The organism is Paenibacillus sp. FSL K6-1122 (assembly GCF_037977015.1).
In the GTDB taxonomy this organism is placed as follows: Bacteria; Bacillota; Bacilli; order Paenibacillales; family Paenibacillaceae; genus Paenibacillus; species Paenibacillus amylolyticus.
In genome coordinates this window covers 2044915-2059933 of the sequence record NZ_CP150272.1, presented here as the reverse complement: position 1 = coordinate 2059933, position 15019 = coordinate 2044915, and the positions used below count along the sequence as shown (strand labels likewise).

General features: G+C 47.0%; 13 protein-coding genes and 1 riboswitch. Of the genes, 3 read left to right on the top strand and 10 right to left on the bottom strand.

Annotated features, from left to right (window positions below):
* Positions 1-3: 3 nt before the first annotated feature.
* Positions 4-1242: a cation:proton antiporter gene (locus NSQ20_RS09285; protein WP_036610060.1), complete on the top strand. Its 1239-nt coding sequence runs from the start codon at positions 4-6 to the stop codon at positions 1240-1242.
* 113 nt (positions 1243-1355) lie between these two features.
* On the top strand, positions 1356-2261 hold the full coding sequence (locus tag NSQ20_RS09280) for a YitT family protein (protein WP_051447155.1): 906 nt from the start codon (positions 1356-1358) through the stop codon (positions 2259-2261).
* Positions 2262-2346: 85 nt separating this feature from the next.
* Here NSQ20_RS09280 and NSQ20_RS09275 read toward each other — a convergent pair whose 3' ends face one another.
* The 6 genes from NSQ20_RS09275 to metA form a co-directional block, all read right to left on the bottom strand.
* Positions 2347-3360, bottom strand: a complete 1014-nt coding sequence (locus NSQ20_RS09275; protein ID WP_076252422.1) for a zinc-binding alcohol dehydrogenase family protein — start codon at positions 3358-3360, stop codon at positions 2347-2349.
* Positions 3357-4334 carry an aldo/keto reductase gene (locus NSQ20_RS09270; protein ID WP_340032321.1) on the bottom strand — a complete coding sequence of 326 codons (978 nt, stop codon included), beginning with the start codon at positions 4332-4334 and terminating at the stop codon, positions 3357-3359. Before NSQ20_RS09270 ends, NSQ20_RS09275 begins: the two co-directional genes overlap by 4 nt.
* A gap of 233 nt (positions 4335-4567) precedes the next feature.
* Positions 4568-5704 (bottom strand): cyclic dehypoxanthinyl futalosine synthase, encoded by a 1137-nt coding sequence (mqnC, locus tag NSQ20_RS09265; protein WP_074096829.1) that lies wholly within the window; start codon positions 5702-5704, stop codon positions 4568-4570.
* A gap of 241 nt (positions 5705-5945) precedes the next feature.
* Positions 5946-7118, bottom strand: a complete 1173-nt coding sequence (locus NSQ20_RS09260; protein WP_036610065.1) for an aminotransferase class I/II-fold pyridoxal phosphate-dependent enzyme — start codon at positions 7116-7118, stop codon at positions 5946-5948.
* Complete coding sequence (locus tag NSQ20_RS09255; RefSeq protein WP_036610068.1) at positions 7115-8302, bottom strand: PLP-dependent transferase; 1188 nt, start codon at positions 8300-8302, stop codon at positions 7115-7117. Before NSQ20_RS09255 ends, NSQ20_RS09260 begins: the two co-directional genes overlap by 4 nt.
* A 24-nt stretch (positions 8303-8326) precedes the next feature.
* Positions 8327-9244, bottom strand: a complete 918-nt coding sequence (metA, locus tag NSQ20_RS09250; protein WP_036610071.1) for a homoserine O-succinyltransferase — start codon at positions 9242-9244, stop codon at positions 8327-8329.
* Positions 9245-9480: 236 nt separating this feature from the next.
* A riboswitch (SAM riboswitch) is annotated at positions 9481-9604 on the bottom strand.
* A gap of 451 nt (positions 9605-10055) precedes the next feature.
* Between metA and corA the strand changes: the two genes are divergently transcribed.
* On the top strand, positions 10056-10991 hold the full coding sequence (gene corA / locus NSQ20_RS09245) for a magnesium/cobalt transporter CorA (RefSeq protein WP_036610074.1): 936 nt from the start codon (positions 10056-10058) through the stop codon (positions 10989-10991).
* A 70-nt stretch (positions 10992-11061) separates the two neighbouring features.
* Here the strand turns inward: corA and NSQ20_RS09240 are convergent, their stop codons facing one another.
* The 4 genes from NSQ20_RS09240 to NSQ20_RS09225 all read right to left on the bottom strand — a co-directional run bounded on the left by NSQ20_RS09240 (position 11062) and on the right by NSQ20_RS09225 (position 15014).
* Entirely contained in the window at positions 11062-12063 is a 1002-nt protein-coding gene (locus tag NSQ20_RS09240; RefSeq protein WP_340032320.1) for an HRDC domain-containing protein, read from the bottom strand.
* Between the two features lie 176 nt (positions 12064-12239).
* Entirely contained in the window at positions 12240-13118 is an 879-nt protein-coding gene (locus NSQ20_RS09235) for an ROK family protein (RefSeq protein ID WP_047842269.1), read from the bottom strand.
* 45 nt (positions 13119-13163) lie between these two features.
* Complete coding sequence (locus NSQ20_RS09230) at positions 13164-13877, bottom strand: MOSC domain-containing protein (protein WP_340032319.1); 714 nt, start codon at positions 13875-13877, stop codon at positions 13164-13166.
* Between the two features lie 30 nt (positions 13878-13907).
* Positions 13908-15014, bottom strand: coding sequence for a phosphodiester glycosidase family protein (locus NSQ20_RS09225; protein ID WP_340032318.1), 1107 nt, complete (start codon positions 15012-15014; stop codon positions 13908-13910).
* Positions 15015-15019 lie beyond the last annotated feature (5 nt).

Sequence of the window (15019 nt, the reverse complement as noted above, 5' to 3'; positions counted from 1 at the left end):
TAGATGGATCATTTGATATTCGAAGTAGGTCTGGCCCTTGTGCTCATTGCAGCAGCCGGCCTTTTATCGGCAAAACTAAGATTTTCGGTCGTTCCATTTTATATTCTGATCGGGATGGCCGTTGGGCCACATGCCATGAAAATCTGGCATCTGGACTTCCGTTTTATTGAAAGTCAGCCTTTTATTGAATTTATGGGTCGGATCGGTATCCTGTTCCTTCTCTTCTACCTTGGACTTGAATTCTCGGTAGGTCGTTTAATTAAATCGGGTCGCTCTATTGCAGTTGGCGGCTCGATCTACATCGGCATTAACTTTACGCTGGGATTAATATTCGGTTTTGTGTCCGGTTTCCCAGTTGCAGAAGCACTTATTATCGCAGGTATAACTACCATCTCTTCCAGTGCCATTGTGGCCAAGGTACTCGTGGATTTGAAACGAACGGCCAACCCGGAAACAGAGATGATATTGGGTATTATTATGTTCGAAGATGTATTCCTCGCTGTATATATCTCGATCTTGTCCGGACTTGTGCTTAGTGATTCATCCTCCATCGGAGGCGTCATCATGTCTGCACTTATTGCACTCGGATTCATGCTTATCGTAATTATCCTTGGACGCAAAGCAACACCGCTACTAAACAAATTGCTTAAAATTCGATCGAATGAGCTATTCTCTCTCGTTGTATTTGGAGCCTTGTTCCTGGTAGCTGGTTTCTCTGAAACCATTCATGTTGCCGAAGCGATTGGTGCATTACTGGTTGGTCTGGTGCTTGCTGAAACAGAACACGCAAAACGGATTGAGCACTTGATTCTACCGTTCCGTGACTTCTTCGGAGCAATCTTCTTCTTCAGCTTTGGATTGTCCATTGATCCGTTGTCCTTGGGTGGCGATGCCGTATGGTTAGCTCTGATTGCAGTTGTTATTACATTGTTCGGTAACTTCCTAGCGGGTATGCTGGCCGGGCGCAGTGCAGGACTATCACCCAAAGCATCGGCGAATATTGGATTAACCATTGTGTCACGGGGTGAGTTTTCCATCATCTTGGCCAACATGGGTAAAGCCGGGGGACTGTTGCCAATGATTCAACCGTTTGCCGCGCTGTATGTCCTAATTCTGGCCATTCTGGGTCCTTTATTAACCAAAGAGTCCAAACATGTATTCCGTTTATTGGATAAAATATTCAAGTTCAAAGATCCTCGGAAAAAGAAAGAAGAACCAAAGGTTCTGCAGAAAGAAGGATAACACCTATGTCTGTACAGAACAGACATACTAACGTACTTCGCGGCTCTTACGCCGATCTTTCTGTGACTAACCCAGGGAGAATGGCTCGAAAGCCGCACTAAGGAGGATGACCTATGAAAGCACCTCTGATATCGGCTAATCCGGTGCCAAACACCGCCAAGACCAGGATATCGTCTACCCGCCGCTGGTTAAACCTGTTTCTTGTTATTGCGGGCGGAATTCTGGCCTCCGTGGGACTTGAATTGTTCTTACACCCCAATAAAATTATTATTGGAGGCATTACAGGTATTTCCTCACTCTTCGCCCACTGGACCGAAATGAGGATTGGTTTGTTCCTATTTTTATTCAATGTTCCGTTTATATTTCTGTCTTACAAGATTGTGCAGAAGAAATTTGTACTGGTTACTGTTCTAGGTCTGGTTGTCTTTTCGATCGGTGCCATTGTGCTTCATCCCATGCCGCCACTTGTAGAGCATCCGCTGGCTGCTGCCATGTTTGGCGGATTATGCCTCGGACTCGGAATTGGACTCGTCGTGCGGTATGGCGGGACACTGGATACGCTGGAAATCGGTGATCCGTCTTCCCGCCCACCTGAACGTGTGTTTAGCGGAAAACGGATGCTTATCGAAAAAATAATCATGCTGCTTAACTTGTTGATACTGACAGCCGCTGGTGTTGTCTTTGGCTGGGACCAAGCGATGTATTCCGTAATCGCCTACCTTATTGCTTATGAAATGGTGTACATTGCATTCAGGGGCTTCTCTTCCAAACGCAAAGTATGCATATTGACCACACAAAGCTCTCAAGTTGAAAAAGCTGTACGCAAACGGCTACGCCGAGAACCTGGAATTCTGGAAGCCACTTCTGACTCAACACAACTCGCGATGGCGGAAGGATGGATCAGGCAAATCCCGGGTGCACTTTATTATGAGGTACATGTGCTGGAGATGATCTGGTTAAAGTCCATTGTGCGTCACATTGATCCACATGCGGGTATTGTAACGAATCCGGAAAAATAAAAAAACGCTCTCTTCCCCTATGGATGGACAGTATTGTCCACCAAGGTCAGAGAGCGTTTTTTTCTGTTATTATAATTAATTGATATTATAGTTCAACGATAGCTTTGACTACATGTGAATCTGGCAAAAGCCATTGATCTATTGCAGTAGGTAACTCATCAAATTCCACTCGGTGTGTGATATACCCATCCATGCTTAATTTCTTTTGACGCAAGGTCGACAGGACTTGTTCAAAATCTTCACAGGTTGCGTTTCGACTGCCCAGGATGCTCATCTCCCGCTTGTGAAATTCGGGGTCATGAAAGGTAATATCCGCTTTCACCAGTCCTACAAAAATGAGTTGACCACTATGCGCCACATATTGAATGGCCCCATTCATGGAATTCACGTTACCTGTTGCATCGAAGACAGCTGTAGCATAGTCGCCTCCCGTAATTTCAGCTACTTGTTGTACAGCATGTTCATTGGCCTGTACCAGGTCATCCGCTCCAGCCCAAGTCCGGCTAAGCTCCAGCCTGTCCAGATTACGATCAACGGCAATAACACGCGCCCCCGCCTGTTTGGCAAATGCCATCACACCCAATCCAATGGGTCCAGCTCCAATCACAACCACATGCTCACCAGGTTTAATTCCTGCTCTTCTGACGGCATGGGCTCCAATGCTTAATGGTTCTACCATTGCCGTCTCATCCAGTGTCAAACCCTCTGCTGAGAGCAGATGTGAGACAGGCACGTTGATTTTTTCTCTCATGCCTCCGTCTACGTGCACACCCATGACTTGCATGGACGCACAACAATTGGTTTTTCCACTGCGACATGCAATACAGTGACCACAGTGCAGATACGGAATAATACTTACCTGATCCCCAGGCTGTAACCCAGCCTCGTTCGGACCGATTTCTTCAATAACAGCCGCCAGTTCATGACCCAGAACACGAGGATAGGTAAAGAATGGCTGATTGCCTTTGTACGCATGCAGATCCGTTCCACAGATCCCAATCCGCCGAATGGCAACCAACGCCTCTCCTTCTGCTCGTTCTGGTTGAGGCAGGTCCTGGAGCTTCAATTGATCTATTTCTTCACATACAATGGCTCTCATCGTTGCTCCCCCTTGGATGCTTCTGCTGACGTGTTGCTTGGCTTCGTATTATATTCAGGTCGTCCGCTTGACCACGTCTCGTTATGCAATGGAGCCAGAATGCGCAGCACTTCATCCAGCAGGCTCTGATCCAACGGTTCCTCTATCCAGGCTGCATTATTGAGGATATTGCGCTGGCTGGCACTGCTCACCAGTGTTGTCGGAATTCGTTCATTCGATGTGGAGAATTGCACGGCCAGCTTGGCAATGTCACTACCTTGTTCTGCACAGAAGCGGGCAGCCTTCAGGCAGAGCTCTTTCACCCGATCATCTGCCGGATGCCAGGCAGGAGCCCCTCGGGTACTCAACAAGCCCATAGAAAGAGGCGAAGCATTGACGAGGCCAATTTCTTTTTTTTCCAACAGGGGCAATAACGATAATAATGAGGTATCATTCAATGAATAATGACAATACGAGATGATCGCATCCGCATCGATCTGTGGCAGAACCTTCTCAAACAATGGTAAGGGCAATCCACAAATGCCCGCATGTCGTATAACTCCCTGCTCTTTCAGACGCAACAGCGTTGGAAAAGCTTCTTCGATAATAATCTCTGCTGGCACAAATTCAATATCATGCAGAAACAGAATGTCGATATAGTCTGTATGCAATCGATCCAGGCTCTCTTGCACGCTATCCAGAATCCGCTGACGTGAAAAATCAAACTCATTTTCCCCATACCGTCCGGCTTTGGTTGATAACATATATGAACTACGCGGCAAGCTGCGGATGGCTTCACCCAACACGGTCTCCGCTTTTGTCAGCCCGTAGTAAGGCGAAACGTCTATGTAATTCATCCCCGCATCTACGGCTGCATGTACAGTGCGAATCCCTTCGTCCCGGTTAATGTCACGAAATACAGAACCGAGTGAGGATGCTCCAAAACTCAATACAGGTACGTCCAGTTCCGTCTTGCCAAGTATTCTTCTCTTCATCGGTTTAACCCCTTCCAGCGTGTCTGACTAAACAAGTTCTCTTTCATTGTAACAGTTCAATTTCAATATAAAATATCGCCAATTGCGTAACATGTACTGTTTGATGACCTCGAACCGCAGAAAGAAATCAAAAAGCCCGCCGTCTCTCCAAACGGAGTAGTCAGCGGGCTTGGCTTCATAAATACTTATCTAACGATCAAAGTTTATGGAGAGTAGTATTGAATTAATTAGAATTAGTTCTGCATTACGAAATCTTCATGTACGGCATTCTCTTCGTCGAACATACGAACGATGTCATATCGGGTGTTACGTTGTGCCGGGATATAACCGGACTCCCGAATCAAACGGAGAATGGATTCAATGTTAACTTTGTAAGTTGCACCAGCAGCAGATACAACGTTCTCTTCGATCATCGTGCTACCGAAGTCATTACAGCCAAATTCAAGCGACTTCTTACCGATCTCAGGACCCATCGTTACCCAAGAGGATTGAATGTTCTTGATATTATCCAGCACCAGTCGGCTGATGGCTACAGTCTTCAAGTACTCTTCCGGAGTCTGACGCTCCAGCTTAAGGTTGGTATTGTCTGGCTGGAAGGTCCAAGGAATGAATGCCAGGAAACCTTCGGAGTCATACTTGTTCGCAATACATTCGTCCTGAGCTTCACGTACTCGGAGCAAGTGTAATGCACGCTCTTCCATCGATTCACCAAGTCCGATAACCATCGTTGCCGTGGTGTTCATACCGATGCGGTGTGCAGTTTGCATAACGTCCATCCAATCACGCCATGAACCTTTCAAGCGACTGATCTTCCGACGTGTGCGGTCATCCAGAATTTCAGCGCCGCCGCCAGGCAAGGAATCCAGTCCAGCTTCGTGAATGGCACGAACAACTTCTTCCAATGTAAGGCCATCGGATACTTCAACCATTTTCATAATCTCCGCTGGGGAGAAAGAGTGCATCGTGATGTTCGGGAAACGCTCTTTGATAGCTTTCAACAGGTCTGTATAATAGCTGAAAGGCAAGTTTGGATTCGTTCCACCTTGCATCAAAATCTCGGTACCATTCACATCTTCCGTTTCCTGAATCTTCTGGAAAATCACTTCGTCCGGAAGCACATAACCTTCATCCGAACCAGGTCTGCGGTAGAAAGCACAAAAACGGCAGTACACATCACACACGTTTGTGTAGTTGACGTTACGCCCAATTACAAATGTTCTGTATGGTTCAGGGTGCATGCGTTTCATAATGACATTAGCAGCTGCCCCGATTTTGTCCACTTCATTGGATTCAAATAACTGAATCGTGTCTTCCAAGTCCAAACGTTCGCCCCGAAGGGCTTTATCTAAGATACGGTCTACCGTACTCATCGTAAAAAAGCCTCCCTCATGAAGAGAAATTATATAACGATCCGTCCCAACTTGTTCAAGAGAAGCAAGTTCTGGTGGCAACATCGCATTTCTGTACTCCACATATCGTAACACAGGTTACATGTGAAAAAAAGCACCTTATGTACAGGTGCTTTAAAAATAAGTAAAAATTTTTACATATGGAAAAGAATTAGTTCGAACTTAAGTGATACACATCGGCGGATTCGGGCATCCATTTTTGTTAGGATTCCTGAAGTGCTTGCTCCAAATCTACAATGAGATCTTCGATATCTTCCAGACCTACAGAGAAGCGCAGCAACCCATCTGTAATGCCACGGTCACGGCGAACCTCAGCCGGCATTGCCGCATGAGACATCATCGCTGGGTAGGACAGAATACTCTCCACAGCTCCCAAGCTTACAGCAACAATGGGGAGCTTCACCCGGTTAAGAACTGCTTTTGCACGATCACCTGAACCGACGTCAAAAGAAACGACAGCTCCATATCCTGTGGACTGGCGCTCATGTGCCTCACGGCCCGGATGATCCTCAAGTCCAGGATAAAACACAGCGGTAATATCACTGCGCTCATTAAGCCATGCCGCCAGTTTGGCTGTGCTCCGTTCACTATGAGCCATACGAGCCCCCAAGGTTTTCATCCCGCGCATCAGAAGCCAGGATTCTTGTGCCCCGAGTACAGTTCCAAGTCCATTTTGCAACTGTTTCAGTTGTACGCCAAGTGATTCCGTGCGAGCAACCGCTAACCCTGCCAGTACATCACTGTGACCTCCGAGAAACTTCGTAGCACTATGTACGACGATGTCCACACCAAGCTCAATTGGACGCTGATAGTACGGTGTCATAAAGGTGTTATCCAGAATCGTGATCAGGTCATGTTCCTTCGACCAGTCAGTTACGGCAGCGATATCCGTAATTCGCAGTGTAGGGTTGGAAGGTGTTTCCATATAAACTGCCTTGGTGTTTGGCTTGAGTGCCGCTTTTACTTCATCTATATTGGTCATGTCTACAAAGGTTGTCTCGATCTGCATACGGCTTAATATGGAAGTAAGCAAACGATACGTACCTCCATATACGTCTTCCGTAACAATCATGTGATCCCCTGCGGAGAACATCATGAACACGCTGGATATCGCGGCCATTCCCGATGAATAGGCGAATCCTCGTGCACCGCCCTCCAGCAGTGTGATGTAATCTTCCAAAGCCTGACGTGTCGGATTACCCGAACGACTGTAATCATGTTGAGGCGGATTGAAGATATCAAAATGATGGAATGTTGATGCTTGGTAGATCGGTACACTGGACGCTCCAGTCGTTTTGTCAATCTCATCTCCAAAATGGAGCAATTTGGTATCAAATTTTAACTCGGATTTGGGCTTGTTGTTGGACTCACTCATGAGTGCACGCCTCCTTCCACTTCCTGTTGTGCAACTGTCAGAGCATTGCCGAGATCTGCAATCAGATCTTCGGCATGTTCAATGCCTACGGAGAACCGGAGCAGACGGTCATCCACACCTACGGCTTCACGAATTTCAAGCGGAATATCCGCATGAGTCTGTACTGCTGGATAAGTCATGAGTGATTCAACTCCGCCGAGACTTTCGGCAAAAGCAATGAGTTGGATATGACGTAGCAACGGTTCAACATAACGTGCATCCTTCACTTTGAAAGAGAAGATACCTGTGTTACCCGTGGATTGTTTGTTCTGTATCCCATACCCCGGATGATCGGATAGACCTGGATGATACACTTCAACCACCGCTGGGTGCTCAAGCAAGTATTTGGCAATAGTAATTGCATTGTGCTCATGACGCTCCATGCGAAGAGCCAGCGTTTTCATACCTTTCATCAGCTGATAGGAGTCACTTGGAGATAATACCGCTCCAATGGAATTATGCAGGAACGCCATCTCAGCAGATAACGCCTCACCTTTGGTAATAATTAGTCCGGCGAGCACATCATTATGTCCGCCCAGATATTTGGTAGCGCTATGAATGATGATATCGGCACCCAGTTCAATCGGACGTTGGAAAAATGGAGTCAGCAACGTGTTGTCAACAATGGTCAACAGGTTGTAACTTTTCGCCCAGGAAGCGACAGCTTCCACATCTGTGATCATCATCAGTGGATTGGTTGGTGTCTCAATAAATACAGCTTTGGTATTCGGCTGACGAACCTTCTCCAGTGCTGCCAGGTCATTCGTGTCCACATAACTTGCAGTTACGCCGAAACGGGACAGAATACGTTCCAGCAGACGATAGGTTCCACCATACAGATCCAGCGATACAATCAGATGATCCCCTTGACCAAACATGGCAAAGATCGTTTGCAGCGCGGCCATTCCCGAGCTACAGGCAAACCCTGCATCACCGGACTCCAGCGCTGCGGCGGCTTCTTCCAATACTTTACGGGTTGGATTAGTCGTACGAATATAATCAAACCCCGTGCTTTGTCCAAGCTTCGGGTGGCGAAACGCAGTGGATTGATAGATCGGAAAGTTAATGGCGCCTGTTACCGGTTCATTAATGGACCCAATTTGTGCTAAGCGGCTTTCGATTTTCAACTTGTTGTTGTCTTCCATTGCTGCATCCTCCTGTAATCTCGATTAGATTTGCGGGCCAATATCGTAAGGTGTTTCTTGATACACATAGTAATTGAGCCAGTTAGAGAATAATAAGTTGGCATGAGCGCGCCAAGTAGCTGGTGGCACACGGGAAGGGTCGTCATTCGGATAATAATGCCTAGGCAATGCGATATCCAAACCTTTGGCTGCATCCCGGTCATACTCCCACTTTAATGAGAACGGGTCATACTCGGCATGTCCTGTGGCAAAAATCTGTTTGCCGTCTTTGGTAGCAACCAGGAAGATCCCCGCTTCCTCAGATTCAGCCAAAATCTCTAAATTCTCATTCTTTTCAATATCTTCGCGTCTCACTTCCGTATGACGGGAATGTGGAACGTTGAATACTTCATCGAATCCACGCAACAACGGAACATGTGGTTTATTGATGGTATGTGGGAAAACGCCAAAACACTTTTCATCAAGTGCAACCTTGGGTACGTCAAAATGATGGTATAAACCTGCCTGAGAAGCCCAACATATGTGGAGGGTTGAAGTCACATTGGTTTTGGTCCATTCGAAGATCTCCTGGATTTCATTCCAATAGTTCACGTCTTCGAAATCCATCTGTTCCACCGGGGCACCCGTAATGATCATTCCATCGAAACGACGGTGCTCAATCTCATCAAAGGTTTTATAGAACAGATCCAAATACTCTTGAGACGTATTCTTCGACGTATGGGATTTGGGATGTACAAGAACGACATCCACCTGAATAGGCGTGTTTCCCACCAGACGAAGCAATTGTGTTTCGGTCGTTTCCTTTGTGGGCATCAGGTTTAATATAGCGATACGGAGTGGACGAATATCCTGCTGATATGCAGAAGTTTCATCCATGACGAAGATATTCTCTCCTTCAAGTACTTCTTTTGCTGGTAGCGTATCGGGTATTTTGATTGGCATAGTAAGTCTAACTCCTCCTTGTGCATAGATAGATGCAGCCACCCTTGGCTTGATGTCTTCACATCAATACAGTTATAGACTGCCTTGAGCTTGTAAAAACATTGAATTGCTCTTTCATCCAACGTTACAAACAACCTCAAGTTCCTTAGCGAAAATCACTGCTGAGAAGTCGGGGCATATGACAAAGACCTTCCTCGGATTTCGAGAAAGGTCATATGTAAAATAGATATGCGCCTCTCTCATCTCTCAGTTACAACAGTGCCACCTGACACTTAGTCGCTGCAAGAATTAGCACCGTGCGGTATACCGCCGGTTGCCGGGTTTCATCGGGCCAGTCCCTCCACCTACTCTTGATAAGATTTCGCTGTATTAGATTGTAATTAAATATGGTTCACCGTCTACTTTATTACATTAATGCCCTCACGTCAAGTTGCAGTTCGATGTCTGCTTCCCAGATCGGAACCGTTCATCATCCGTTGTCATACACTGCCTCAGGGCGCGAAATAGACACATTTTTGCGCTTGAAAGCACCTTGTACCAGCGGTATACTAAACAAGGTGTTATAAACCCTTATGTGAGAGGTGACATATTAAATGGATGGCGACCCGAGGCCTGACTGGCAGCCGAATTCCGACAAACTGCATAGAGAACTGACATCAGCATGCCGGCAGCGGGACGTGACTTCCGTTTGATTATATAGTGAACGCAGCCCTGATCTCCAGGCTCCGCTGCCGACCGGCTGATTTGTTCTTTTTGCGCCCATAATGATAATATCCGCCAAGTTGGCGGGTGCAGAAGGAGTAGATTAACGATGAAAATCCGGTTGGTAAACAACGGTGTATTTATTCCGGTGGACGACATTCAGCAGGCGCTGACTCCACCAGCGGAAGGATTTTACTGGATTGATGCAGACGTAGACGATTTGGCGGTACTTCAGCCGCTGTTCTTGATGCATGATCTGGCTGTAGAAGACTGTCTTAGTGACGAAGAACAACGTCCGAAGATTGAAATTTATGAGAACCATTATTTTATTGTGATTAATAGCATCCGTTTTGATGATGAAGAGATATTTCTACGTGCGGTCAACTTATTCCTTGGCAGACATTTCATTATTAGTGTTACCAAGCACAAGATCAGCGAATTGCGCACACTGAAACCGATCCTGTGGGAACAGGAAATCAGTACACCGGATCGTCTGCTGTATTTGCTGGTTGACTTGATTGTTGATAATTATTTCACCGTAGGTGACCGAATTGAAGCACGAATCGAGAAGCTTGAGGAAGACATTCTGATGCACACCAAAAAGTCACATTTGAGTGAAATTATCGGGCTGCGCAGTGAGATTCTGTGGCTGAAGAAAGTGCTCGGACCTCAGAAAGAGGTCATTAATACACTCAACAAAAAAGATCTGCGTCTCATCGATGATCAACTGCAAAAGTATTTCAGTGACATCTATGAGAATGCCGTAAAAATATCTGAAACCTTTGAGACATATCGCGACCTGATGGGCAACTTGCGAGAAGCCTACCAATCCAGTATTGCGAACCGGGCGAATGAGATCATGCGTGTATTTACCGCCATCACCACGGTCTTCATGCCGCTGACGGTCATTACCGGTATATACGGCATGAACTTTACGAATATGCCAGAGCTTAACTGGAAATACAGTTATTTTGTTGTGATTGGCCTGATGGTTACACTGGGCCTGAGCATGTTCTTCATTTTCCGCAAGAAAGACTGGGTATGAACTCGTATGAAATAACAAAGACGAAGCGCTCCTCCGGGAGAAACGCCTCGTCTTTTTTCATTTCTGATCATTAACCAACATTCTTCTCTGTCTCTGCGTGCCGACGGAAGCGGATTCGAATCATGCGCAGTCTTTCATAGACCTGCTCCAGACTTCCTCCATCGGGTTTCTCTCCTCCATACACCTTATGTAATACTGGCTTCAGGAACGTATCTCCCAGCTCCTCATACGCACTCCATACGGCCTCTTGTTCGTTCTCTGGCATCACTGCCAGCTCCACATCAAGAAGACAATCGGTGTCATAACCTTCGTGATCCAATGCCTCTAACAGCTCAACCAACTCGCGTCGGGATAATCCGGATCGATTAACAATCTCCTCTAACGTATACCCTTCCTTCATGCCTTCAAGCACCTGCTTACGCGTGGTGAACTTATCAAGTTCCTGCTTGTACTTCTGCTCTCTCTGCTTGTATAACCAGCTCTCATACTCTTCTTCCTTCAGCGCCGTGTATACCCATTCCAGCGGGAATGTCGTTGAACGCTCCAACCCGTTTGTAATCTCCATCCATTCCGTACCATACTCAGTCGCTTTGCTCTCTCCTACGCCCGGCAGTTGCATCAGTTCATCCATCGACTGCGGAACAAAGGCACTGATCAAACGCAGCAGACGATTCGTTGCAATAAAATACGGTGCCTTCCGGTCAGACACAGCTCTCTTCCTGCGCCATGTGCACAGATCCGTATATAATTGTTCATTGCCGTATAACTCACTGTAACAATGGAGCCGCTGTCCACCATAACTGCGTGACTTCAGATCATCATTCTCATGAAATAACCCCTGCAACTGCGGTCGGTACCCCTCACTCATCTGTATGGCAAGCTGATGACGGTAAATATGAAGCAGCTCCTCCCAAGAAGTCCCTTCATACCAGATGCTGTCCTCACGCTCTCCTTCCTCGTAGCGACTCCATCCCAGCTGCCAACTATCTTCCTCTTCCCCAATCCATAACTGTGCATACTCTGCATTCTGATCTGACATTCTGGACAATCTGTTCATGAAAATGACTTCCATTTTCGTTCCCTCCCTTTGAATATTCAGCTTATACGAGTTAGAGATACTACCTATAGGCAGCATAAAAAAACACCCCTCCTGCAAAATCCATGCAAGAGAGGTGCTTCCTCATTAACCGTACTATGCTGTTGCCCATATCATACCACAATGGTAAAATTCGTCAATCCCTTATTGCTCTACTTATTCAATGCCAACTTGGCAAGCGCCAGCGAACCACACAGCCCTGCATTGTCGCCAAGTCCTGGTGAAACAACATACTGGTCAATGTCGGATTGAAGTGCCGGATGCTGAACGTATCCTGCAAGCAACTCCTGCAGTTTGCTACGAACCATCGGGAACAGGTGCTCCTGCTTCATTACTCCGCCACCCATGACAATTTTCTGCGGAGAGAGAATCAGAACATAGTTCATCAGGGCGTGTGCCAGGTAATGTGCTTCGATCTCCCAAGCTTTATGATCTGCAGGCAGTTCATAAGCCGGTTGCTCCCAACGTTTGTTAATAGCTGGGCCAGCTGCAAGGCCTTCGAGGCAGTCACCATGATACGGACAGAAACCCTCGTATGTATCCTCCGGATGTCTGCGTACAATGATATGTCCCATCTCTGGATGTGACAATCCATGGACCATTTTACCGCCAACCACAGCGCCTGCACCAATACCTGTACCCACAGTGATATACAGACAGCTCTCAAGACCTTGTGCAGCGCCCCAGGTTGCTTCTCCAAGTGCCGCACCATTCACATCCGTATCAAATGTCATCGGCACATCAAAATGCTCCTTGAGCTTGCCAATCACGTTATATTGTCCCCAGTGTGGTTTAGGTGTTGTTGTGATATAGCCATATGTTGGGCTTCCTTCAATCGGATCAATCGGACCGAATGAACCTACACCCAGAGCTTCAATGCCTTTGCCTTCAAAAAATGAAATCACTTGAGCCATGGTCTCTTCCGGTGTTGTTGTTGGAAAACTTACACGTTCCAGAACTTCTCCATTTTCCGTGCCAATACCACATACAAATTTGGTTCCGCCTGCTTCAATTGCGCCTAAGATCGTCATGTTAGTCACACTCCCAAGTTAGTTTAAAAAGGAATTCGAATTGCTTTACTTGATGACACGATAATTACCCTGCTGCTTGTTCTCCAGCTTGGACAATCGTTTCATTAACGTTTGCCTCCAGCTGTCTGACAGCGCAGGAATGGCCAGCAACGCCTGAATACCTTCGACATTTTCTTTCCCCTGATGCATGATTCGATTGGCTTCAAGAACCGTCATTGAGGCTGGATCGGTGCTGATCCGTCGAAATATCGATAAAGGCCCTACCTCACCTTCTTGCAGTACACGAAAGTAAAAGCCGGTATATCCACTCTCCTGAAAATAAACAGGCAGCTCCTTATAGTCATACCTCGCACCCAGCTTGAAGCAAGGTTGTCTGGGCTGACTGACCTGCACTGTGGCTTGGCCCAACTCGTACACATCACCAATCCGTACGTCTTCTTCGGCACAGCCTTCAACCGTCAGATTTTCTCCACAAGCTCCCCAATCCAGCTTGCGATCCATCAGTTGTTCCAGCGCCGGATAACGACTGTAATCGTATACACAAACGGCTTTGTCAGGTCCGCCATGATGCACCAGATCCGCCTGCGCGTCCCCTGTCATTCCAGTGAATGACAGGAAAACCGCGTCGGATACAGGATGTTTCACAATGCCGCTCAGCACTTCACGCTTCTGCCCAGGGAGCGGCTGCGGCAGTCCTACATTAATGGCCAGAACAGCTGTATTGCCCTCCCCTGGCTTTCGATCAGATGTGAGTGTCATTTGCGTCATACCTCCCATAATCACTTTCTTTTAACGCACAGAAGCGCCAAATACGAGTGTATTACTCAATAGCCGACCTGGAGAAGTCAACATTTTGCCCCCGGCATACATACCCGAGGAAGCACCGCCATCCAGATTCATGGCCTGTTTGGCGCCAAGCTTCTGCATCACCGCTGCCCACTCCTTGATTGTTGCTCCGGAAACGGTAGCCAGCATAACAGAACCGTCCGCCATGATCGCAATACCACTTCTGGCTCCGGAAGCATTAAGAATCTTGGCATCCTTGAAACCTTCGCTCGTCGGATTGACAGCTACCTTACCGTCTTTCACCAGGCGGGGTCCTGCCCCAACAGCAGTCACTACATCTTGCCAAGGGATCTCTTTGCCTGCTGCGTTCGTATACTTATAATTCATTTCTACGGTCGAACCAACAGTGAAACGGTCCGAAGAAGACTTCTGATTACCTGTGAAGACCAGTACCGAGCCATTCTTAGGGATCGCTACATTTGTATTGGGCACTTTTTTGGTCACGATACCTTTCTCCATGACAACCGCAGTCCCACCTTTGAATCCGACTGTGGCACCTCGTTCAGGCGTATACAGCATCGTAATGCTTGCGTTCGCTGAAGGTGTTCGATTAATAAAGGTTGCATACCAACTCCGTGATTTACCTTTTGTATCCGTTACTTTACCTGTCAAACTCACCTGAAGTGAATCCATGATCGCCGAGCCGTCTTCCTTAAATCCGATGGATGTTCCGTATCTTCCAATATGTATGACCTTACCATTTGCTATTAACATACCGTATGGATCTGGTGCTCCGTTATATGCTTCAAAAAATGCTCCGTTAATGGCTGCTTGCGCACCATAGGCTTTCACAATCGATGGCAATGTTGCCGTCTGGCCAACTTGCTTCTTCGCGAGTCCGACAGTAACCGGTGTTCCCTTTGGAATCGAAACGGTCTGTACGGTAAAATTACGTCCTGCTGCTTTTACTTTCTGTACTTTGGTACTAATTGCTGCTTTGGCATCCACTGTCTGTGGTGCACTTACTGCTCCCGAAAGAATTACGGGCAAGGCCAGGACAAGGGCCATAGCCCCTGTCCACCACTTTTTGCCTGTTCGTACGTTATTCATGTTGC